This window comes from Streptomyces sp. KL2, assembly GCF_046529545.1.
GTDB lineage: Bacteria > Actinomycetota > Actinomycetes > Streptomycetales > Streptomycetaceae > Streptomyces > Streptomyces radiopugnans.
On record NZ_CP127170.1, the window covers coordinates 2,358,322 to 2,380,107 of the forward strand.

At 72.1% G+C, this 21,786-nt stretch carries 17 protein-coding genes; 9 read left to right on the forward strand and 8 right to left on the reverse strand.

Annotated features, from left to right (window positions below):
* Positions 1–169 precede the first annotated feature (169 nt).
* The 6 genes from QPK52_RS10635 to QPK52_RS10660 all read left to right on the forward strand — a co-directional run bounded on the left by QPK52_RS10635 (position 170) and on the right by QPK52_RS10660 (position 8,371).
* Positions 170–1,492: a sensor histidine kinase gene (locus QPK52_RS10635; RefSeq protein ID WP_410537204.1), complete on the forward strand. Its 1,323-nt coding sequence runs from the start codon at positions 170–172 to the stop codon at positions 1,490–1,492.
* A gap of 95 nt (positions 1,493–1,587) precedes the next feature.
* Positions 1,588–2,259 (forward strand): response regulator transcription factor, encoded by a 672-nt coding sequence (locus QPK52_RS10640; protein ID WP_410540281.1) that lies wholly within the window; start codon positions 1,588–1,590, stop codon positions 2,257–2,259.
* Between the two features lie 227 nt (positions 2,260–2,486).
* The gene (locus tag QPK52_RS10645; protein ID WP_410537206.1) at positions 2,487–4,397 is read left to right on the forward strand and encodes a 2-oxoacid:acceptor oxidoreductase subunit alpha; all 1,911 of its coding nucleotides are present in this window, start codon (positions 2,487–2,489) and stop codon (positions 4,395–4,397) included.
* Positions 4,390–5,496: a 2-oxoacid:ferredoxin oxidoreductase subunit beta gene (locus QPK52_RS10650; RefSeq protein ID WP_410537207.1), complete on the forward strand. Its 1,107-nt coding sequence runs from the start codon at positions 4,390–4,392 to the stop codon at positions 5,494–5,496. Before QPK52_RS10645 ends, QPK52_RS10650 begins: the two co-directional genes overlap by 8 nt.
* A gap of 285 nt (positions 5,497–5,781) precedes the next feature.
* A complete protein-coding gene (gene rarD, locus QPK52_RS10655) occupies positions 5,782–6,780 on the forward strand; it encodes an EamA family transporter RarD (RefSeq protein WP_410540283.1) in 999 nt (332 codons plus the stop codon).
* 232 nt (positions 6,781–7,012) lie between these two features.
* Positions 7,013–8,371, forward strand: coding sequence for a M28 family metallopeptidase (locus QPK52_RS10660; RefSeq protein ID WP_410537209.1), 1,359 nt, complete (start codon positions 7,013–7,015; stop codon positions 8,369–8,371).
* 15 nt (positions 8,372–8,386) lie between these two features.
* Here QPK52_RS10660 and QPK52_RS10665 read toward each other — a convergent pair whose 3' ends face one another.
* Positions 8,387–9,043 (reverse strand): CGNR zinc finger domain-containing protein, encoded by a 657-nt coding sequence (locus QPK52_RS10665; RefSeq protein ID WP_410537211.1) that lies wholly within the window; start codon positions 9,041–9,043, stop codon positions 8,387–8,389.
* A gap of 58 nt (positions 9,044–9,101) precedes the next feature.
* Here QPK52_RS10665 and QPK52_RS10670 point away from each other — a divergent pair, with 58 nt between their 5' ends.
* Positions 9,102–9,614 carry a VOC family protein gene (locus QPK52_RS10670; RefSeq protein ID WP_410537213.1) on the forward strand — a complete coding sequence of 171 codons (513 nt, stop codon included), beginning with the start codon at positions 9,102–9,104 and terminating at the stop codon, positions 9,612–9,614.
* Between the two features lie 44 nt (positions 9,615–9,658).
* Here the strand turns inward: QPK52_RS10670 and QPK52_RS10675 are convergent, their stop codons facing one another.
* The 4 genes from QPK52_RS10675 to QPK52_RS10690 form a co-directional block, all read right to left on the reverse strand.
* A complete protein-coding gene (locus QPK52_RS10675) occupies positions 9,659–10,660 on the reverse strand; it encodes an ABC transporter permease (protein ID WP_410537215.1) in 1,002 nt (333 codons plus the stop codon).
* Positions 10,647–11,606 (reverse strand): ABC transporter ATP-binding protein, encoded by a 960-nt coding sequence (locus QPK52_RS10680; protein ID WP_093660486.1) that lies wholly within the window; start codon positions 11,604–11,606, stop codon positions 10,647–10,649. The genes QPK52_RS10675 and QPK52_RS10680 overlap by 14 nt, the downstream gene beginning before the upstream one ends.
* Before the next feature lie 100 nt (positions 11,607–11,706).
* Positions 11,707–12,945, reverse strand: a complete 1,239-nt coding sequence (locus tag QPK52_RS10685; protein WP_410537217.1) for a LolA family protein — start codon at positions 12,943–12,945, stop codon at positions 11,707–11,709.
* Positions 12,946–13,221: 276 nt separating this feature from the next.
* Positions 13,222–14,232 (reverse strand): polyprenyl synthetase family protein, encoded by a 1,011-nt coding sequence (locus QPK52_RS10690; RefSeq protein WP_410537218.1) that lies wholly within the window; start codon positions 14,230–14,232, stop codon positions 13,222–13,224.
* A 277-nt stretch (positions 14,233–14,509) separates the two neighbouring features.
* On the opposite strand from QPK52_RS10690, the gene fahA reads away from it, so the two are divergent.
* Both fahA and QPK52_RS10700 read left to right on the forward strand, forming a co-directional pair.
* Entirely contained in the window at positions 14,510–15,742 is a 1,233-nt protein-coding gene (gene fahA, locus QPK52_RS10695; RefSeq protein ID WP_410537220.1) for a fumarylacetoacetase, read from the forward strand.
* 210 nt (positions 15,743–15,952) lie between these two features.
* Complete coding sequence (locus QPK52_RS10700) at positions 15,953–16,456, forward strand: hypothetical protein (RefSeq protein WP_410537222.1); 504 nt, start codon at positions 15,953–15,955, stop codon at positions 16,454–16,456.
* Positions 16,457–16,598: 142 nt separating this feature from the next.
* Here the strand turns inward: QPK52_RS10700 and nuoN are convergent, their stop codons facing one another.
* From nuoN to nuoL, 3 genes are read right to left on the reverse strand one after another with little or no spacing between them, the layout of a single operon-like run.
* Positions 16,599–18,194, reverse strand: a complete 1,596-nt coding sequence (nuoN, locus tag QPK52_RS10705) for an NADH-quinone oxidoreductase subunit NuoN (protein ID WP_410540284.1) — start codon at positions 18,192–18,194, stop codon at positions 16,599–16,601.
* 35 nt (positions 18,195–18,229) lie between these two features.
* Positions 18,230–19,825 carry an NADH-quinone oxidoreductase subunit M gene (locus QPK52_RS10710; RefSeq protein ID WP_410537224.1) on the reverse strand — a complete coding sequence of 532 codons (1,596 nt, stop codon included), beginning with the start codon at positions 19,823–19,825 and terminating at the stop codon, positions 18,230–18,232.
* Between the two features lie 4 nt (positions 19,826–19,829).
* Positions 19,830–21,776 carry an NADH-quinone oxidoreductase subunit L gene (gene nuoL, locus QPK52_RS10715; protein WP_410537226.1) on the reverse strand — a complete coding sequence of 649 codons (1,947 nt, stop codon included), beginning with the start codon at positions 21,774–21,776 and terminating at the stop codon, positions 19,830–19,832.
* Between the last annotated feature and the right edge of the window lie 10 nt (positions 21,777–21,786).

The following is a 21,786-nucleotide window of genomic DNA, read 5'->3' on the forward strand; positions in this document are numbered from 1 at the left end:
TCCGTTCGGAAGGGGAGTCTAGGCCCTGGGCCCGCGCACGGGAGCGGGCCTCCACCACACCCGCGCCCGGCCTCGGCCGCGCCCTCGCCCGGTGGTGGGGCCAACCCCACCGCGCACCCCCCACGAACCCCATGGTGGCGCGCCCCCGGCACCCGGCAGTCTTGTGCCCATGACCGCGAGCCCCCCGACCTCCGGCCGCGCCGCGCCCGACGGCCCGCACGCCCCCTACGCCCCTGCCGCCGCGGAGACCGCGGACGCCTCGGAGACATCGGTCACACCGGGTGTGCCGGACACCCCTCACGGCCCGCGGGCCGGCGGGGCCGCCGAGGCCCCCCGCACCGGCGAGGACGACCGGCTGCCCCCGCCGCGGGCCCCGCTCGGCGCACGGACCTGGAAGGAGATCGCGCACCTCCTGCTCAACCTGCCGATGGACATCGCGGGCTTCCTCTACGTCTCCGTGTGGGTCTACTGCGGCCTGCTGCTGTCGGTCACGGTCGTGGGGCTGCCGGTGCTGGCTCTGGGCCTGGCGGGCTGCCGCCTGTTCGGCAGGGCGGAACGGGCCCGCGCGCGGCTGCTGCTCGGGGTGCGGGTCGAGGAGCCGACGCCGATCCGGCACCGGGTGCACGGCGGTTTCTTCCCCTGGCTGTGGACGAGCCTGAAGGACCCGGTCGGCTGGCGGCACGCGCTCTACTCATTCGTCCGCCTGCCCTGGGGCATCGCCACCTTCACCGTCTGCCTCGCCTCGCTCTTCGTCGCCTGGCCCGTCCTGCCGTGGCTGGCGCGCGGGCTGACCCATGTGGACCGGGTGATGGTGCGCTCGCTGCTGTCGCCCTCGGACGAGCTGGAGCGGCGCATCGCGGAGCTGGAGTCGGGCCGGCGGGCGGTGGCCGACACCGCCTCCGCCGATCTGCGCCGTATCGAGCGCGACCTCCACGACGGGGCGCAGGCCCGCCTGGTCTCACTGGCCATGGGCCTCGGGCTGGCCAGGGAGAAGCTGCCGGAGGACCCGCAGGCCGCCGCCAGGATGGTCGACGAGGCACACGGCGAGGTGAAACTCGCCCTCGCCGAGCTCCGCGACCTCGCCCGCGGCATCCACCCCGCCATCCTCACCGATCGCGGCCTGGATCCCGCGCTGTCCGACGCCGCCGCCCGCTGCACCGTCCCCGTGACCGTCTCCGTGGACCTCCCCGCCCGCCCCGCGCCCGCCATCGAGGGCATCGCCTACTTCACCGTCTCCGAACTCCTCCAGAACGTCGGCAAGCACAGCGGCGCCACCGGGGCCTCGGTCGACGTGTGGCGCTCCGGCGACCGCCTCCTCATCCGGGTCGCCGACGACGGCCGCGGCGGGGCCCGCGCCGATCGCGGCACCGGCCTGGCCGGCCTCACCGAGCGCCTGGGCTCCGTCGACGGCCTCCTCCTGGTGGACTCTCCCGACGGCGGGCCCACCACCGTCACCGCCGAGCTGCCCTGGCGCGATCCGGCCGGCGGCTGACCCCGGTTTTCCACAGCCCCCGCGCCGCCGGGTCCCGGTCCTGGGATGCTGTGCACAGGACTCGGACGACGGGGGAGCGGGGAACCGTGGGGGACGTGAAGGACAGGGTGCGGGTGGTCATCGCCGAGGACTCGGTGCTGCTCCGGGAGGGACTGACGCGTCTGCTGGACGACCGCGGCCACGAGGTCGTCGCGGGCGTCGGCGACGGCGAGGCGCTGGTGAAGGTCGTCGGCGAGCTGGCCGACGCGGGCGAGCCGCCGGACGTGGTGGTGGCGGACGTGCGGATGCCGCCGTCGCACACCGACGAGGGGCTGCGGGCGGCCGTCCGGCTGCGCGCCCGCCATCCGGGCCTGGCGGTTCTGGTGCTGTCGCAGTACGTGGAGGAGCAGTACGCCACCGAGCTGCTGGCGGGCTCGGGCCGGGGTGTGGGCTATCTGCTCAAGGACCGGGTCGCCGATGTCCGCGAGTTCGCGGACGCGGTGGTCCGGGTGGCCCGCGACGGCACGGCGCTCGACCCGGAGGTGGTCGCGCAGCTGCTGGGCCGCAGCCGCAGACAGGACGTGCTGGCGGGGCTCACACCGCGCGAGCGCGAGGTGCTGGGGCTGATGGCCGAGGGCCGTACGAACTCCGCGATCGCCCGGCAGCTCGTGGTCAGCGACGGAGCGGTGGAGAAGCACGTCGGCAACATCTTCCTCAAGCTGGGTCTGGCACCGGGCGGCGAGGACCACCGCCGGGTGCTGGCCGTGCTGACGTATCTGAAGTCGTAGTCCGGCGGCGGTCCCGGCCCGGTGGGCGGCGCGGCCGGGCAGGGAACCGCCGCCGGAGGCGCAACCGTGCCGGGGCTCCAGAGGGGCTCCAGGACGCCGCCGGAATATGCGCACGCCCCTGAGTGTCGTCTCATCCGAACGTCCAGCATGTGACCGGCCGCAGGAAGGTCACCCTTACCCACGTACGATGGCTGACGAGCCGCCGCCTCAAGGGAGGTACCAGTCCAGTGACCAGCCAGGTCAGTAGCCCAGCCGATCAGCAGCGCTCACCCGGCTCACCGGCCAAGGAGGTCCGGCGACTGGAGCGGGTCATCATCCGTTTCGCCGGCGACTCCGGTGACGGTATGCAGCTGACCGGTGACCGGTTCACCTCGGAGACGGCGTCGTTCGGCAACGACCTCTCCACGCTGCCCAACTTCCCGGCCGAGATCCGGGCGCCCGCCGGGACGCTGCCGGGGGTGTCGTCCTTCCAGCTCCACTTCGCCGACCACGACATCCTCACGCCCGGTGACGCGCCCGACGTGCTGGTGGCGATGAACCCGGCCGCGCTGAAGGCGAACATCGGCGACCTTCCGCGGGGCGCGGAGATCATCGTCAACACCGACGAGTTCACCAAGCGCGCGATGGCCAAGGTCGGCTACGCCGCCAGCCCGCTGGAGGACGGCTCGCTGGAGGCGTACCGCGTCCACCCGGTGCCGCTGACGACGCTGACGATCGAGGCGCTGAAGGACTCCGGTCTGGCCCGCCGGGACGCCGAGCGGGCGAAGAACATGTTCGCGCTGGGCCTGCTGAGCTGGATGTACCACCGGCCCACCGAGGGCACCGAATCCTTCCTGCGCAGGAAGTTCGCCAAGAAGCCGCAGGTGGCCGAGGCGAACGTGGCCGCCTTCCGGGCGGGGTGGAACTTCGGCGAGACCACCGAGGACTTCGCCGTCTCCTACGAGGTCGCCCCGGCCTCGGCCGCCTTCCCGCCGGGCACCTACCGCAACATCTCCGGCAACCTGGCGCTGTCTTACGGACTGATCGCCGCGTCCCAGCAGGCGGACCTTCCGCTGTACCTGGGCTCGTACCCGATCACCCCGGCCTCGGACATCCTCCACGAGCTGAGCCGCCACAAGAACTTCGGCGTGCGCACCTTCCAGGCCGAGGACGAGATCGCGGGCATCGGCGCCGCGCTGGGCGCCGCCTTCGGCGGTGCGCTGGCCGTGACCACCACCTCCGGTCCCGGCGTCGCGCTGAAGTCCGAGACGATCGGGCTCGCGGTCTCCCTGGAGCTGCCGCTGCTGATCGTGGACATCCAGCGCGGCGGCCCCTCCACGGGTCTGCCGACCAAGACCGAGCAGGCCGATCTGCTCCAGGCGATGTACGGGCGCAACGGCGAGGCCCCGGTGCCGATCGTCGCCCCGGCCACCCCCGGCGACTGCTTCACCGCGGCGCTGGACGCGGCCAGGATCGCGCTGACGTACCGCACCCCGGTCTTCCTGCTGAGCGACGGCTACCTGGCCAACGGCTCCGAGCCGTGGCGGATCCCGGAGCCCGACGAGCTGCCCGACCTGCGGGTGCAGTTCGCGACCGGGCCGAACCACACCACCGAGGACGGCACCGAGGTCTTCTGGCCGTACAAGCGCGACCCGCAGACCCTGGCCCGTCCCTGGGCCGTCCCGGGCACTCCGGGCCTGGAGCACCGCATCGGCGGCATCGAGAAGCAGGACGGCACGGGCAACATCTCCTACGACCCGGCCAACCACGACTTCATGGTCCGCACCCGCCAGGCCAAGGTCGACGGCATCGAGGTGCCGGACGCCGCCGTCGACGACCCCACCGGCGACGCGAGGGTGCTGGTGCTGGGCTGGGGCTCGACATACGGGCCGATCACCGCCGCGGTGCGCCGCCTGCGCGCCGCCGACGAGAAGATCGCCCAGACCCACCTGCGCCACATCAACCCCTTCCCGGGGAATCTCGGCGAGGTGCTTAAGCGCTACGACAAGGTGATCGTCCCCGAGATGAACCTCGGACAGCTGGCCACCCTGCTGCGGGCGAAGTACCTGGTCGACGCCCAGTCGTTCACGCAGGTCCGCGGCCTGCCGTTCAAGGCCGAGCAACTCGCCACCGTTCTGAAGGAGGCCATCGATGGCTGAGACCACGACGGAGGCGCCCACCTTCGAGGCGCTCTCCCTGGTCCCCAAGGCCGACGGCAAGCAGACCATGAAGGACTTCAAGTCCGACCAGGAGGTCCGCTGGTGCCCCGGCTGCGGTGACTACGCCGTTCTGGCCGCCGTCCAGGGCTTCATGCCGGAGCTCGGGCTGGCGAAGGAGAACATCGTCTTCGTCTCCGGCATCGGCTGCTCCTCCCGCTTCCCGTACTACATGAACACCTACGGGATGCACTCCATCCACGGCCGCGCCCCGGCCATCGCCACCGGGCTGGCCTCCTCCCGGCCGGATCTGTCGGTCTGGGTGGTCACCGGTGACGGCGACGCGCTGTCCATCGGCGGCAACCACCTCATCCACGCGCTCCGCCGGAACGTGAACCTGAAGATCCTGCTGTTCAACAACCGGATCTACGGGCTCACCAAGGGCCAGTACTCCCCCACCTCCGAGGTGGGCAAGATCACCAAGTCGACGCCGATGGGCTCGCTGGACGCGCCCTTCAACCCGGTGTCGCTGGCGATCGGCGCGGAGGCGTCCTTCGTGGCCCGCACCGTCGACTCCGACCGCAAGCACCTGACGAGCGTGCTGCGGGCGGCCGCCGACCACCCGGGCACCGCCCTGGTGGAGATCTACCAGAACTGCAACATCTTCAACGACGGCGCCTTCGAGGTGCTGAAGGACAAGGATCAGGCGCTGGAGGCCGTGATCCGGCTGGAGCACGGACAGCCGATCCGCTTCGGCGCGCCGTTCGGGGCGGAGCGGGGAGGTGACGGCCTGGGCTCCAAGGGCGTGGTCCGCGACCAGGCCACCGGAGACCTGAAGGTGATCGACGTCACGGTGGAGGGCACCGACGGTGTCCTGGTCCACGACGCCCACGCCGCCTCCCCGACGACCGCCTTCGCCCTCTCCCGGCTCGCCGACGCCGACACCCTGCACCACACCCCCATCGGCGTCCTGCGCGACGTACGCCGCCCGGTCTACGACAGCCTCATGGCCGAGCAGCTGGAGAAGGCCGTCGTGCAGAACGGCAAGGGCGACCTCGGCGCGCTCCTGTCCGGCAACGACACCTGGACGGTCGTGGGCTGACGGCACATCCGCCCACGTGAGGGGCCGGTCCCGCCTGGCGGGACCGGCCCCTCGGCCGTTCCGGCGGCGCGGGGTCCGGCCGGAGTGCGCCGAGTGTGCGGGGAGGAGCACGATACGTAAGCACCGTATGCCGGAACGGGAATGACAGCAGGGGCGTACGGCGCTACCGTCTTGAGGTCGGCAAGACAGGCCGGTCCGGCCGGACCGGCCGCCCCCGGAGGAGGAACGTTGGAGTCGCAGGGCGAGCAGCGCACGGGATTGTTGTTCGGCTTCGCCGCCTACGGGATGTGGGGCCTGCTCCCCCTGTACTGGGCGCTGCTGGAGCCCGCCGGCGCCACCGAGGTCCTGGCCCACCGGATGGTGTGGTCGCTGCCCACCGCGCTGGTCATCCTGGCCGCGCTGCGCCGCTGGGCGTGGGTGCGCCCGCTGCTGCGCGATCCCCGCAGGCTCGGACTGATAGTCCTGGCGGCCGGGTTGATCTCGGTCAACTGGGGCCTGTTCATCTGGGCCGTGGGGACCGGGAAGGTCATCGAGGCGTCGCTCGGCTACTTCATCAACCCGCTGATATCCATCGCCTTCGGCGTCCTGCTGCTGCGCGAGCGGCTGCGGCCCGCCCAGTGGGTGGCCGTCGGCATCGGGGCGCTGGCGGTGGGGGTGATGACCGTCGCGTACGGCCGGCTGCCCTGGCTCTCGCTCGTCCTGGCCGTCACCTTCGCGCTCTACGGCCTGATCAAGAAGGGCGTCCGGCTGGACGGGGTGGCGAGCTTCGGGGCCGAGACTGCCGTGCAGTTCCTGCCCGCGGCCGCCTTCCTGGTCTTCCTGGGCTCGCGGGGCGAGGCCACCTTCGCCACCGAGGGCACCGGGCACGCGCTGCTGCTCTCCCTCGCCGGACTGGCGACCGCGCTGCCGCTGATCTTCTTCGGCGGGGCGGCCGTACGGCTGCCGCTGTCCACGATCGGCCTGCTGCAGTACCTGGCACCCGCCTCGATGTTCCTGCTGGGCCTGCTGGCCTTCGACGAGGAGATGCCGCCCGAGCGCTGGGCCGGCTTCCTGCTCGTCTGGGCCGCGCTGTGCCTGCTCACCTGGGACGCCCTGCGCACCGCGCGCCGCTCGCGGGCACGGCTGCGGGCGGCGGCCGCGGCGGCGTCCGCACGGACATCGCGGACGGGCGGTGGGAAGGCCGGGGACTCGGAGCCCGAGGAGACCGGGGAGACCGGGGAACCCGGCCGCCGGGCGGACCGCCCGGCGGTGGCCGGTACGCCGTCGGACGCCGCGAAGGGCTGATTCCGGAAGACCCGCCGCGGCCGGTTCCGGCCGTTCCCTCCTTCGGAGAACCTTCGCGGGAGCCCCCGAAGGAGGAACGTCCGGAATCAGCCATTCCGTGATATGCCGCCGACCGGCCGCACGTCAGTACACAATCGTCCGCTATACGGACACTTGTGTCCGAATTCCGCCCTTGACGGCGCATCGACACCACATCAGCATCATGCTCACGTCAACCCCCACAGGAGGCATGATGCCCACTCGCGCTGGACGACGGCTCCCCCGAAGATCCCCCCTCCACCGCGCCGTTCTCGGGGCCGGACTCGCCGGTGCGCTCGCCGCCGGGCTGCTCACCGCGACGACCGCGCCGGCCGCGGCCGGCGCCACCCCGGCCGGTGCCGCCTCGGCCGCGGCGGCACCGGACATCCCGCTCAGCAACGTCAAGGCGCACCTCTCGCAGTTCCAGACGATCGCGAACGCCAACGGCGGAAACCGCGCCCACGGCCGCCCCGGCTACCGGGCCTCGATCGACTACGTCAAGGGCAAGCTGGACGCCGCCGGCTACACCACCACCCTCCAGCAGTTCACCTACAACGGGACCACCGGCTACAACCTGATCGCCGACTGGCCCGGCGGCGACAGCGGCGCCGTCCTCATGTCCGGGGCGCACCTGGACTCGGTCAGCAGCGGTGCCGGCATCAACGACAACGGCTCCGGCTCCGCCGCCGTCCTGGAGACCGCCCTGGCCGTGGCCCGTGCCGGGTACCGGCCCGACAAGCACCTGCGGTTCGCCTGGTGGGGAGCCGAGGAACTGGGGCTGGTGGGCTCGAAGCACTACGTCAACAGCCTCCCCGCCACGGAGCGGTCGAAGATCGACGGCTACCTCAACTTCGACATGATCGGCTCCCCGAACGCCGGTTACTTCGTCTACGACGACGACCCGGCCATCGAGAAGGTCTTCAAGGACTGGTTCGCCGCCAAGGGCATCCCGACCGAGATCGAGACGGAGGGCGACGGACGGTCCGACCACGCCCCGTTCAAGAGCGCGGGCGTCCCCGTCGGCGGGCTGTTCACCGGTGCCGGACGCGTCAAGACCAGCGCTCAGGCGCAGAAGTGGGGCGGCACCGCGGGGCAGGCCTTCGACCGCTGCTACCACTCCTCCTGCGACACCACCTCCAACATCAACGACACCGCCCTGGACCGCAACAGCGACGCCGCCGCCCACGCGGTGTGGACGCTGAGCTCGGGCACCGCCACCCCGCCGCCGGACGGCCGCGTCTTCGAGAACACGGACGACCACCGGATCCCCGACCCGGGCACGGTGGAGTCCCCGATCTCCGTCACCGGCCTCTCCGGCAACGCCCCGGGCGACCTCGAGGTCGGCGTCGACATCAAGCACACCTACCGCGGTGACCTCGTCATCGACCTGGTGGCCCCGGACGGCAGCAGCTACCGGCTGAAGAACAGCTCCTGGGACTCGGGCGACGACGTGATCACCACCTACACCGTCAACGCCTCCTCCGAGGCGGCCAACGGCACCTGGAAGCTGCGCGTCCAGGACGTCTACCGCTCCGACTCCGGCTACATCGACAGCTGGCGGCTCACCTTCTGACCCGTCCGGCCCCCTTCACCTCCCGGGCTCCCCGGACCCCGAGTCCGGGGAGCCCCCGGCCGCCTCCCCCTCCTCGCGGCGGGCGCGCAGCGCCCGGACCTTGTGACGGTTGCCGCAGCGCTCCATCGAGCACCAGCGGCGGCGGCCGGGACGCGAGGTGTCCACGAAGACCAGACAGCAGTCGTCCGACGCGCACTCCCGTACCCGGTGGGCGTACGGGCCGCCGAACAGGTCGACGGCGTCGCGCGCGACGGTCGAGAGCAGATGCGCACCGGTCGCGCCCGGCCCCCACTCCCTGGCCCAGCCCCGCCCGCCGTCCTGCCGCAACCGCACCGGCAGCGGCGGGCGGGACGCGGCCTCGTTGACCGCCGCCACGTCCTGCGGGCGCGGTGCGCGGCCGTGCGCCCGGTCCACCGCCATCCGCCACAGCGCGGCACGCAGCTCCTTGGCCGCGGCCAGCTCCGCCTCCGTCACCTCGATCGAGGGCGCGGGGCGCAGCCGGGAGCGGGCGGCCCAGACCACGAGGTTCGCCGGCTCGTGCAGCACCTCGTGGCGCGCGTACCTCCCGGGTCCGCCCGTCGGCAGCAGCTCGAGGCACAGGGATCCCGGATCGAAGCGGTAGGGCACTCCTTCGGGTGAGTGCAGCACCAGGCCCGTTGCGGACTCCGTCACGTAACCAATATAACTGGTTACAGGCCAGAGGGAAGTCCGGCGAACGGGAGACGGGGCGATGACGGAGACATCGGGCAGGGCGGTCACGGCGGACGAGGCCGCCGCAGCGGGCGGAGCTCAGGAGGTGCTGGGCTGGAAGCTGGTGATCGACTGCGCGGACCCGCACCGGCAGGCCGACTTCTGGGCCGCGGCCCTGGGTTACCGGGTGGAGGACAACAGCACCCTGATCGAGCGCCTGCTCGGCCTTGGCGCCGTGAGCGAGGACATCCTGGTCGAACACCACGGCCGCCGTGCCTGGCGCGACCTGGCGGCGGCACGCCATCCGGAGGACCCGGCCGACCCCGACAGCGGCGCGGGGCTGGGGCGGCGCCTGCTCTTCCAGCGCGTCCCGGAGCCGAAGACGGTCAAGAACCGCCTGCACATCGACGTCCATTCGGGCCCCGGGCGGCGCGAGGAGACCGTCGCCCGGCTGGAGGGCCTGGGCGCGACGGTCATACGGCAGGTGAGAGAGCCGGGTGGCGAGTGGACGGTGATGGCCGATCCCGAGGGCAACGAGTTCTGCGTGGCATGAGTCTGCGTGGCACGAGGAGGCCCGGCCGCCGGCCGGGGCACCACTCAGACCGCGATGTCCCGGCCGGTGAAGCGGGCCCATGCGGCGGAGCCGAAGACGGCCGCGTACAGCCCCTGTAGGCGGAGGTTGTCGAGTAGGTCGTCCCAGTGGACGGGGTCGCGCAGAAGGTCGGCGAAGGACATCCAGTGATGGGGGAAGAGGTAGGGGTGGATCGCGTCCAACTGCGGGATCGCACTGAGGATCTGCACGGTGATCAACAGGCCGACGGTGGTGGCCATGGCGGCGATACCGCTGTTGGTCAGGGTCGAGACGAACAGACCCAGCGCCGCCAGACCGACCAGTGAGACGGCGACGGCGACCGCTATGGCCATCGCTCGCAGCATCCCATCGGCGAGGGAGACCGTGGTCCCGGACAGCAGGGTCACCTCGCCCAGGGGGAAGAGCAGGGCTCCGGTGGCCAGTGCGGAGACCGCCACGGTCAGGGTCGCCGCCAGGCAGAAGGCCAGGATGGCGGTGAACTTGGCGAGCAGCAGCCGCGTGCGGCCGGCCGGAGCGACCAGCAGGTAACGCAGGGTTCCCGCGCTCGCCTCGCCCGCGACCGAGTCACCTGCGACGACCCCGACCGCCATGGGGAGGAAGAAGGGGAGGGTGGCCGCGAGTGCGGTGAAGACCAGGAACAGTCCGTTGTTGGTCACCTGGCCGATGAACGGGGGCCCCTCACCGCCATCTCCGCCCGCCGAGCCGCCGTCCCCGGTCTCGATCCTCACGGCGATCCCGACCAGCAGCGGGACGGCCGCCAGCACGGCGAGCAGCGCCAGGGTGCGCCAGCGGCGGAAGGTGATGGTCAGCTCGCTGCGGAACAGGCCCAGTGTCCACAGCGGAGCGGGGCGGCGCCGGGTCTCATCCAACTCCCGGTCCCGGGCCGGTGCCGGTTCACCGCGCGCCGTCTCGCGCTCCGGAAGCCCTGGAGGCCCTGGGCGGCCAGGGCGCTCCCGGTGCCCCGCACGTCCCGTCTGCTCGTCCTGCGGCAGTTCAGCCCGCGACATCGAAGCCCTCCCCGGTCAGTGCCACGAAGGCGTCCTCCAGGGAGGCGCGCTCGGTGCCGAAGGCCCTCACCCGGACCCCGGCCCGCACCAGGGCGGCGTTGACCTCGGCCGGGTCGGGCGGGTCGGCGGGCGGAAGCTCACCGGTGACGCGGTCGCCGATGACGGTCGGATCGGTCACGCCGTACTCCTTCAGGACCCGTGCGGCGTCCGCGGTGTCCGGGGTGGTGACCGCCAGGCGGCCCCGGGCTCCGGCCGCCAGTTCGGCCACCGGCCCCTGCGTCAGCAGCCGCCCTTGGGCCATGACCGCCGCATGCGTACAGACCTGTTCGATCTCGTCCAGCAGATGTGAGGAGAGGAAGACCGTGGTGCCGTCGCCGGCGAGTTCCCGCACGAGGGAGCGGATCTCGCGCATCCCCTGGGGGTCCAGCCCGTTGGTCGGCTCGTCCAGCACCAGCAGCTCACGCGGCCGCAGCAGCGCCGCCGCCAGACCGAGGCGCTGCTTCATGCCCAGCGAGTACGCCCGTGCCTTCTTCCGGGCGGCGGCCGTGAGCCCCACCCGCTCCAGCGCCTCTCCCACCCGGGCGGCACGGGTGCGGGGATCGGCGGTCGGGTCGGCCGCGTCCAGGCGCAGCAGATTGTCGCGGCCGGAGAGGAAGCCGTACGGCGCCGGGCCCTCGATCAGCGCGCCCACCCGCGGCAGCACCCGCCGGGCCGCGTCAGGCATCGGCTCGCCCAGCAGCCGCGCGCTGCCGCCGCTGGGCCCGATCAGCCCGAGCAGCATCCGGATCGTGGTCGTCTTGCCCGAGCCGTTGGGCCCCAGGAAGCCGAAGACGCTGCCGCGCGGCACCGCCAGGTCGAGGCCGTCCACGGCGAGCTGTCCACCGCGGTACCGCTTGGTGAGGCCGCGGGCCTCGACGACCGCGTCCGAAGCGGGCGATGACTGCATGGTGCTTCCCCGGGTCGAGTGGAGGGTGCGGTGGGGCAGTGCCGCACCGGTCCCGCCGCGCCACCTCGCCGGTGGGCCGCGGGACCGGGCGGCAGGCGCGCTACCTGCCCCCGTCGGCGGAGCCGGCCGCCTTGACCAGGCCCTCGCGGGTGACGGCTCCGACGTACACGGTGCCGTCGTCGGTGATCAGGGCGTTGACGAGGCGGGTGCCGAAGAACCGGCCGGTGCCGAAGTCGCCCTTGACCTCCTCGGTGAGGCCGTCGAGCAGCCTCCGCGCCTCGGGTGCCGCCTCCCGACCGGCGTCCGTACCGGGCACCGGGCCCCCGCCGGGCAGTTCGATCCTGGCGACCGAGCCCCAGCCCTCACCGATGACCTCCAGGCCGGACGGCAGCCCCCCGGCACCGTCCGGGCCCTTGCCGTGGCCTCCCTTGCCATCCTTGTGCGGCATCTCACCGAAGCCGTTCGGTCCGCCGTCGAGCCTCTCCTCGGTGACCTTCGCGCCCTTCGGCGGCTTGAAGTCGAAGGTGCCGGCGTCCGGCTTGGCGAAGTCCACCTCGGTGAAGCCCACGTCGACGGCGGCCTTTCCACCGCCCTTGGGGGTGAGTGTGAACTTCAGCGGCACGCCGCTGTCCGCGTCCACCGCGATCCGCACCGACCCGACCGTGCTCTCCGGCTGCTTCGGCTCGATCAGCAGCTGGTAGGCGTTCTGCCCGGCGACCTTCGCCGTACCGTCGACGGTGACCGAGGTGGTGGCGTCGACGGCCTTGAGGACCTCCTGGGCGGCCTTCTGCGGGGTGGCCTTCTCCAGCCCTCCGGGGGTCTCGCCCCGGCCGGCGCCCCGCTCGGCCTCCTGCGGGAGAACGGTGTGGTGGACGGTTCCGGTGGCGCTGTCGTACGCCCACACGTCGCCGCCGTTGCGGATGAGGCTGTACTCCGCGGCCTTCTCCACGATCGAGAGGCGCTGTCTGTCCGGTCCGTCCACCGCCACGCGCAGGGTGTGGGAGCCGGAGGCCAGCTCGGCGAGCCTTCCGCGCGGGTCGGCGTTCCCGGCGCCGTCCCCGTCGCCCTCCTCCTTGCCGCCGCCGTGACCGCCCGAGCCCATGCCGGGCAGGGCGGGAAGACCGAGATCGGTGGTGATCCTCACCGTCCCGGACAGCTGCTGTGTGTCCGAGGCCGCGATCTTCGCGACCAGTTCCTCGGCGCTGATCTCCGGCAGATCCGGGCTGCCGCCGGAACTGGCCAGTGCCGGTACGAGGCCGACGGCTGCCACCGCCGCTCCGGCCACGGTGGCCGGCACCGCGTAACGCAATGCCTTCTTCATCGGTCGGGTCCGTGCCATGTGTGCCCTTACCTCCGTGATCGGCGGCGGTCGGTCCGTACGTCGCACTCGTCAACCCCTGGCCGCCATTCTCACCCATTCCGGTGCGGGGTGACGGTGTCAATCCCACCAAATTGCTCCGGACAGGGCGTCAGACGACAGGGTCAAGCCGATCTACTCCCGAGGTATGACACCACCGGCGCCACCTCGTCCCACCGGCAGCGCGTACGGCCCGCCGCACCCTCCCCGAGGCGTACGGACCCGGCCGGGCCAGGGGAAACGGGACCCCCGCCGCGATCAGCCCGCGCGGTGGACCACCGAGTCGCACAGATAGGAGAGGGCCTCTTTGGCCGCGCAGTCCGGCAGGGGCGCCAGGGCGTTGCGGGCCTCGTCCGCATAGCGGATCGTGTCGCGCCGCGCCTCCTCCAGCGCCGGATGGGTGCGCAGCCCCGCCAGTGCCTCCGCACGCCGGGCGTCATCGGTCAGATCGCCGTCCAGCAGCGCGCACAGGGCCAGGTCCTCCGGCGAACCGTCGCGGGCCGCGCGGGCGCGCAGGCGCAGGATCGGCAGCGTCACGACGCCCTCCCGCAGGTCCGTGCCGGGTGTCTTGCCGGACTCGTGGGAGTCGCTGGCGATGTCGAGCACGTCGTCGGCCAGCTGGAAGGCGGTGCCGATCCGCTCCCCGTACTGGGTGAGGGTGTCGACGACGTTCTCGTCCGCGCCCGACATCGTCGCGCCGAGGCGTCCGGCCACCGCGATCAGCGAGCCGGTCTTGCCCGCGATCACGTCGAGGTAGTGGGCGATCGGATCGTCGCCCTCCTGCGGTCCCGCCGTCTCCAGGATCTGCCCGGTCACCAGCCGCTCGAACGCCTCGGCCTGGATCCGGACCGCCTCCGGGCCCAGGTCGGCCAGGATGTGCGAGGCCCGGGCGAAGAGGAAGTCGCCGGTGAGGACGGCCACGGAGTTGTCCCAGCGGGCGTTGGCGCTGGCCACCCCGCGCCGCACGTCCGCCTCGTCCATCACGTCGTCGTGGTAGAGCGTCGCCAGGTGCGTCAGCTCCACGACCACCGCCGAGGGGACCACCCCGGGGGCGTGGGGATCACCGAACTGCGCCGCCAGCATCACCAGCAGCGGGCGGAATCGCTTCCCGCCGGCCCGTACCAGGTGCTGCGCGGCTTCCGTTATGAAGGGCACGCCGTTCTTGGTGGCCTCGATGAGGCCCTCCTCGACAGCCGCCAACCCCGCCTGGACATCGGTTTCCAGCGCATGGTCCCGCACGCTCAGCCCGAAGGGCCCGACGACGGTCACGAGGGGTACTCCTGTCTCCGTACGATCAGCGAACGATCACGCGGCTCGTCGCGGCCTTCGCGGTGTGTCGCCGTACCGCCGGGCCACTGTCACCATCATCATCCCTGGCAGCGTAGCCGGTTCCGAGACGATCACAGCCGCCGCGTTGCCTCTGTGACGGAGGCCGCACCCCGGCCCTCCACGGGCCCGCAGCGGGTCGCTTCTGCCGCGGATCACCACCGCGTAGCCTGTTCGCGGCCCTGACCGGCGACGACCTCGAAGGCGAGGCACCTCACCCATGTCCGACGCGACCCCGCTCGAACTGCCCGGAGACCACCTCTTCGGCCCGGACAACCTGCCCTACTGCGTCTTCACCACCGAGGACGACCCCGATCTGCCCCGGATCGGCGTGCGCTACGGCGACTACGTCCTGGACGCGGGCTCCGCGGCCGACGCCTACGGCTCGCCCCACACCGGCCTGCTCCAGAAGCCGAACCTCAACCCCCTGATGGCGGCGGGCCGCCCGGTCTGGCAGGCGGTGCGCGCCGAACTGCGCTCCTGGCTGACCTCCCCCGAGTACGCCGGCACCGTCACGCACAGCCTGGTCCGGCTCGAGGACGTCACCCTCCACCTCCCCTTCGAGGTGGCCGACTACGTCGACTTCTACGCCAGCGAGCACCACGCCACCAACGTCGGGCGGATCTTCCGTCCCGGCGGCGAACCGCTCACCCCCAACTGGAAGCACCTGCCGATCGGCTACCACGGCCGCTCGGGCACCGTCGTGGTCTCCGGCACCCCCGTCGTCCGTCCGCAGGGGCAGCGCAAGGCCCCCGACGAGGCCTCCCCCTCCTTCGGCCCGTCCCGCCGCCTGGACATCGAGGCGGAGGTCGGCTTCGTCGTCGGCACCCCCTCCCGGCTGGGCGAGCCGGTGCCGCAGGCGGCCTTCCGGGAGCACGTCTTCGGCGTCTGCCTGGTCAACGACTGGTCGGCACGCGACATCCAGGCCTGGGAGTACGTGCCGCTGGGCCCGTTCCTGGGGAAGTCCTTCGCGACATCCGTCTCGGCCTGGGTCACCCCCCTGGACGCCCTCGACGCCGCCCGCACCGAGCCGCCGCAGCGCACCCACCCGCTGCTGGGCTACCTGGAGGACTCCGCGGGCGGGGAGCCCGGCGGACTGGATCTGCGGATCTCCGTCTCCCTCAACGGCCACACCATCGCCGAGCCGCCGTTCTCCGCGATGTACTGGACGGCCGCCCAGCAACTCGCCCACATGACCGTGAACGGCGCCTCGCTGCGCACCGGAGACCTCTTCGCCTCCGGCACCGTCAGCGGCCCGGAGGTGCACCAGCGCGGCTGCCTGCTGGAACTGACCTGGTCCGGCCGCGACCCGGTCGAGCTCCCCGATGGCAGGCGGACGTTCCTGGAGGACGGCGACGAGGTCGTCATCACCGCCTGGGCGCCGGGCCCGAACGGCTCCCGCATCGGCCTGGGCGAGGTGTCCGGCCGCATCCACCCGGCCGCCGACCGGTAGCTGTGGTGACGCGGTAGCGCGTCGGCCGGAGCCGGCCGGTGTCCGTCCTCCGGCGGCCGCGGCACGGTGACCGCGCACGGTGACCGGACCGGTCTCCGCCGGAGGGCGCGCCGGTCCGGGATCCGTTCCGGACCGGCGCGCCCTCCGGCCCCACCTGCTAGCTTGACCTGTCCTTGCAATACGCAGTGAACACGCATGGAGGGGGACCACGTGCGCACGTCAGCACGGTACGCGGGAGCGGCCGCCGTCCTGGCCGCAGCCCTGCTGGTGAGCGGCTGCGGAAGCGACGGCGGCTCGGGGGAGACCGAGCCGAAGCCGAGCTCCGAGCAGACCGCCGAGCCCACCGGCAGCCCCGGCGGCGAGGCGGCGACCGGCGGGGTGAACGGCACCTGGAGCGCCGAGGGCGGCGGCAAGGCGATGGTGCTGAGCGTCAGCGGCGACCAGGCGGCGCTGCTGGGCGAGACCACCTGCACGGGCACGGCGGACACCGACGCCGATCCGGTCACCTTCGCCCTCAAGTGCACCGACGGCAGCACCGACCGCACCAAGGGGACGGTCAAGAGCGTGAAGGGCGAGAGGCTCACCGTCGCCTGGGAGTCGGGCACCACCGACACCTTCACCAAGGTCGAGGTCCCCGAAGTGTCCACCGAGATCCCCGAGATCGGCGACCTGCCCAGCGGCCTGCCCAGCGACCTGAAGCTCCCCACGGAGTGAGCGCCCCTGCGGAGCACGGCTCCGCAGGGGCGCCCCCGCGGCGGACCCCACAGCGGGTTCCGGAGCGCGGAACGCCCCCGGCGCGCACGTACGACGGCCGCCCGGCACGGATGCCGGGCGGCCGTCGTACGTGCGCGCGTCCTCAGCGGACGAACACCCCCGCCTGGGAGGCGAGGTCCAGGAAGTACTGCGGGGCCACGCCCAGCACCAGGGTGACCGCCACGCCGACGGCGATCGCCGTGGTGGTCAGCGGGCTGGGCACCGCGACCGACGGTCCCTCCACCTTCGGCTCGCTGAAAAACATCAGGACGATGACCCGGATGTAGAAGAACGCCGCGATGGCCGAGGCGATCACACCCACGACCACCAGCGCCCCCGCGCCGCCCTCCGCCGCCGCCTTGAACACCGCGAACTTGCCCGCGAACCCGGAGGTCATCGGGATGCCCGCGAAGGCCAGCAGGAAGATCGCGAAGACCGCCGCCACCAGCGGTGAACGACGCCCCAGCCCCGCCCACTTGGACAGGTGCGTGGCCTCGCCGCCCGCGTCCCGCACCAGCGTCACCACGGCGAAGGCGCCGAGCGTGACGAAGGAGTAGGCCGCCAGGTAGAACAGCACCGACGAGATGCCGGAGGGCGTCGCCGCGATCACACCGGCGAGGATGAAGCCCGCGTGCGCGATCGAGGAGTACGCCAGCAGCCGCTTGACGTCGGTCTGGGTGATGGCGATGACCGCGCCGACCAGCATCGACACGATCGCGACGCCCCACATCACCGGCCGCCAGTCCCAGGTGAGCCCCGGCAGCACGACGTACAGCAGCCGCAGCAGGGCGCCGAAGGCGGCGACCTTGGTGGCGGCGGCCATGAAGCCGGTGACGGGGGTCGGGGCGCCCTGGTAGACGTCCGGCGTCCACATGTGGAACGGCACGGCGCCGACCTTGAACAGCAGGCCCATCACCAGCAGTGCGCCGCCGACGAGCAGCAGTACGTCGTTGCCCGTCGTCCCGGCGAGCGCCTCGGTCGTGCCGCGGTTGGTGTCCGCGACGACCGAAGCGATCTCCGCGTACTTCACACTGCCCGCGTAGCCGTACATCAGGGCGATGCCGAAGAGCAGGAAGGCGGAGGAGAAGGCGCCCAGCAGGAAGTACTTGAGCGCGGCCTCCTGCGACATCAGCCGCTTGCGGCGGGCCAGCGCGCACAGCACGTACAGCGGCAGCGAGAAGACCTCCAGCGCGATGAAGAGCGTCAGCAGGTCGTTGGCGGCCGGGAAGACGAGCATGCCGCCGACCGCGAAGAGCAGCAGCGGGTAGACCTCGGTGGTGGTGAACCCGGCCCGCACCGCCGCCTTCTCGCCCTCGCCGCCGGGCACGGCCGCGCCCTCGGCGGCGAAGGAGTCCACGTGCCTGCCGTGCGCCCGCGGGTCGAGCCTGCGCTCGGCGAAGGTGAGCACCGCGACCAGCGAGACCAGCAGGATCACGCCCTGCAGGAAGAGTGCCGGTCCGTCGACGGCGAGGGCGCCCATGGCGACCAGCCCCGCCTCGGTGGTGGCCCTCCCGGCGGCGGCCAGCCCGACGACGGCCGCGAAGGCCGACGCCAGGGCCAGGCCCGCCAGCAGCGCCTGGGCGGCGTACCGCGCCCGGCGCGGCAGGAACGCCTCGAACAGGACGCCGACGACGGCGGCGCCGACGACGATCAGCACCGGGGCGAGCTGCCCGTACTCGATGTCGGGCGCGGGGACCATCTCCTGCGCCCGCAGGGTGAGTTCCGTGGTGGTGCTCACTTGGCGGCCTCCACCTCAGGATCGGGGTCGGTCTTCTGCACGTCCGAGAGGGTGTGCTCGACCGCCGGGTTGACGATGTCCGTCAGCGGCTTGGGGAAGACGCCGAGGAGGACCAGCAGGACGATCAGCGGTGCCACCACCGCCAGTTCGCGCTTCCTCAGGTCGGGCATGCGCTCGACCTCGGGCCCGACCGGTCCGGTCATGGTGCGCTGGTAGAGCACCAGCACGTACAGCGCGGCCAGGACGATGCCGAACGTGGCGACGATCCCGGCGGCCGGGTAGCGGGTGAACGTGCCCACCAGCACCAGGAACTCGCTGACGAACGGCGCGAGGCCCGGCAGCGACAGGGTGGCGAGCCCGCCGATCAGGAAGGTGCCGGCCAGCACCGGGGCGACCTTCTGCACTCCGCCGTAGTCGGCGATGAGCCGGGAGCCGCGGCGCGAGATCAGGAAGCCGGCGACCAGCATCAGGGCGGCGGTGGAGATCCCGTGGTTGACCATGTAGAGCGTCGCGCCGCCCTGGCCCTGGCTGGTCATCGCGAAGATGCCCAGGATGATGAAGCCGAAGTGGGAGATCGACGCGTAGGCGATCAGCCGCTTGATGTCGCGCTGCCCGATGGCGAGCAGGGCCCCGTAGATGATGCTGACCAGCGCCAGCACCAGCACCACCGGGGTGGCCCAGGCACTGGCCTCGGGGAAGAGCCCGAGGCAGAAGCGGAGCATCGCGAAGGTGCCGACCTTGTCCACGACGGCGGTGATGAGGACCGCGACCGGCGCGGTGGACTCGCCCATGGCGTTGGGCAGCCAGGTGTGCAGCGGCCACAGCGGCGCCTTCACCGCGAAGGCGAGGAAGAAGCCGAGGAACAGCAGCCGCTCGGTGTTCTGCGCCATCGCCAGCTCGCCGGACTGGCGGGCCTCGATGATCGCCTGGAGGGAGAAGGTGCCCTCGCCCAGCTGGTCGGCGGTGACGGCGTACAGGCCGATGACCGCGGCCAGCATGATCAGGCCGCCGGCGAGGTTGTAGAGCAGGAACTTCACGGCGGCGTAGGAGCGCTGCTTGGCCGCCTCGTCCTCGTCGCGGGCGCCCGCCCGGTCCCCGAAGCCTCCGATGAGGAAGTACATCGGGATGAGCATGGCCTCGAAGAAGACGTAGAAGAGGAAGACGTCCGTGGCCGCGAAGGAGATGATCACCATCGCCTCGACGGCCAGGATCAGCGCGAAGAAGCCCTGGGTGGGCCGCCAGCGCCGGTCGGGCGTCCGGCCTTCGAGGGGATCGGCGTCGTGCCAGCCCGCCAGGACGACGAACGGCACGAGCAGGGCGGTCAGCGCGATCAGGGCGACCCCGATGCCGTCCACGCCCAGTTCGTAGCGGACGCCGAAGTCGGAGATCCACGCGTGGGACTCGGTGAGCTGGTAGCGGTCGCCGCCGGGGTCGAAGCGGAAGGCCACGACCGCGGCGAGGACCAGGGTGGCCAGGGAGACGGCCAGCGCCAGCCACTTGGCGGCGGTGCGCCGGGCGGCGGGTACGGCGGCGGTGGCGACCGCGCCGATCGCGGGCAGCGCGGCCACCGCCGTCAGCAGGGGAAATGACATGGGATCAGACCGCCCTCATCAGCAGGGTCGCGGCGACCAGGATCGCCGCTCCGCCGAACATCGAGACCGCGTAACTGCGGGCGTAACCGTTCTGGATCCGCCGCGACCGGCCGGACAGGCCGCCGACCGCCGCGGCGGTGCCGTTGACGGCGCCGTCGACGACCTTGTGGTCGAGGTAGACCAGTCCGCGGGTGAGGTACTCGCCGGGCTTGACCAGTACCACGTGGTTGAAGTCGTCCTGGAGCAGGTCGCGGCGGGCGGCCCGGGTGAGCAGCGAGCCGCGCGGGGCCACGGCGGGCACGGGCCTGCGCCCGTACTGCAGCCAGGCGGCGCCGACACCGATGAGCAGGGCGACGACCGTGGCCGCGGTGACGGTGAGCGCGCTGACCGGCGGGTGGCCGTGCTCGAAGGGGACGACCGGCTCCAGCCAGTGGACGAACGCCTCGCCCCAGCTGAACAGACCGCCGGCGAAGACCGATCCGAAGGCCAGGACGATCATCGGGATCGTCATGGACCTCGGGGACTCGTGCGGGTGCGGCACCTCGTACTCGCCCCTGGTCTCGGCGGCCGGCTCCACGCCCGGCTCCTTCGGCGAGGGGGTGGGGGCGTTGCGCCAGCGCTCCTCGCCGAAGAACGTCATCAGCATCACGCGCGTCATGTAGAACGCGGTGATGGCCGCGCCCAGCAGGGCCGCGCCGCCCAGGATCCAGCCCTCGGTGCCGCCCTTGGCGAAGGCCGCCTCGATGATCTTGTCCTTGGAGAAGAAGCCGGACAGGCCGGGGAAGCCGATGATCGCCAGATAGCCGAGCCCGAAGGTGGCGAAGGTGATCGGCATGTACTTGCGCAGACCGCCGTAGCGGCGCATGTCCACCTCGTCGTTCATGCCGTGCATCACCGAGCCGGCGCCGAGGAAGAGCCCGGCCTTGAAGAAGCCGTGGGTGACCAGGTGCATGATCGCGAAGGCGTAGCCGATCGGTCCGAGGCCCGCGGCCAGCACCATGTAGCCGATCTGCGACATCGTCGAGCCCGCCAGGGCCTTCTTGATGTCGTCCTTGGCACAACCGACGATCGCACCGAACAGCAGCGTGACCGCGCCGACGGTGACCACCGCGGTCTGCGCGGCGGGGGCGGCGTCGAAGATCGCGCCGGAGCGGACGATCAGGTAGACGCCGGCGGTGACCATCGTCGCGGCGTGGATGAGGGCGGAGACCGGGGTCGGGCCCTCCATCGCGTCGCCCAGCCAGGACTGGAGCGGCACCTGGGCGGACTTGCCGCAGGCCGCCAGCAGCAGCATCAGCCCGATGGCCGTCGCCGTGCCCTCGCTCGTCTCGCCCACCGACTCCAGCACCGGGGAGAAGGCGAAGGTGCCGAACGTGGTGAACATGATCATGATGGCGATGGACAGGCCGATGTCGCCGACGCGGTTGACGATGAACGCCTTCTTCGCCGCCGTCGCCGCGCTGGGCTTGTGCTGCCAGAAGCCGATCAGCAGGTACGAGGCGAGGCCCACGCCCTCCCAGCCGGCGTACAGCAGCAGGTAGTTGTCGGCGAGGACGAGCAGGAGCATCGCCGCGAGGAACAGGTTGAGGTAGCCGAAGAAGCGGCGCCGCCGCTCGTCGTGCTCCATGTAGCCGATCGAGTAGACGTGGATGAGCGTGCCCACGCCGGTGATCAGCAGGACGAAGGTCATCGACAACTGGTCGAGCCGGAAGGCGACGTCGGCCTGGAAGCCGCCGACCGGGATCCAGCTGAAGACGTGCTGGCTCAGGGTGCGGTCCTCGGCCTCGCGGCCGAGCATGTCGGCGAAGAGCACCGCGCCGAGGACGAAGGACGCGGCGGCCAGCGCCGTGCCGATCCAGTGGCCGGTGCGGTCCAGCCTCCGGCCGCCGCACAGCAGCACCGCCGCGCCGAGCAGTGGCGCCGCGACGAGCAGTCCGATCAAAGTCTCCACTGTTCGCTAC

Bases quoted from the DNA above. Each gene is read 5' to 3' on its own strand.
- QPK52_RS10685 (WP_410537217.1), bottom strand. From the start codon at position 12,945: ATGGCACGGACCCGACCGATGAAGAAGGCATTGCGTTACGCGGTGCCG.
- QPK52_RS10680 (WP_093660486.1), bottom strand. From the start codon at position 11,606: ATGCAGTCATCGCCCGCTTCGGACGCGGTCGTCGAGGCCCGCGGCCTC.
- rarD (WP_410540283.1), top strand. From the start codon at position 5,782: ATGTGGGGCCTGCTCCCCCTGTACTGGGCGCTGCTGGAGCCCGCCGGC.
- nuoN (WP_410540284.1), bottom strand. From the start codon at position 18,194: ATGGTCCCCGCGCCCGACATCGAGTACGGGCAGCTCGCCCCGGTGCTG.
- QPK52_RS10675 (WP_410537215.1), bottom strand. From the start codon at position 10,660: ATGTCGCGGGCTGAACTGCCGCAGGACGAGCAGACGGGACGTGCGGGG.
- QPK52_RS10710 (WP_410537224.1), bottom strand. From the start codon at position 19,825: ATGTCATTTCCCCTGCTGACGGCGGTGGCCGCGCTGCCCGCGATCGGC.
- QPK52_RS10635 (WP_410537204.1), top strand. From the start codon at position 170: ATGACCGCGAGCCCCCCGACCTCCGGCCGCGCCGCGCCCGACGGCCCG.
- fahA (WP_410537220.1), top strand. From the start codon at position 14,510: ATGTCCGACGCGACCCCGCTCGAACTGCCCGGAGACCACCTCTTCGGC.
- QPK52_RS10650 (WP_410537207.1), top strand. From the start codon at position 4,390: ATGGCTGAGACCACGACGGAGGCGCCCACCTTCGAGGCGCTCTCCCTG.
- QPK52_RS10660 (WP_410537209.1), top strand. From the start codon at position 7,013: ATGCCCACTCGCGCTGGACGACGGCTCCCCCGAAGATCCCCCCTCCAC.
- QPK52_RS10670 (WP_410537213.1), top strand. From the start codon at position 9,102: ATGACGGAGACATCGGGCAGGGCGGTCACGGCGGACGAGGCCGCCGCA.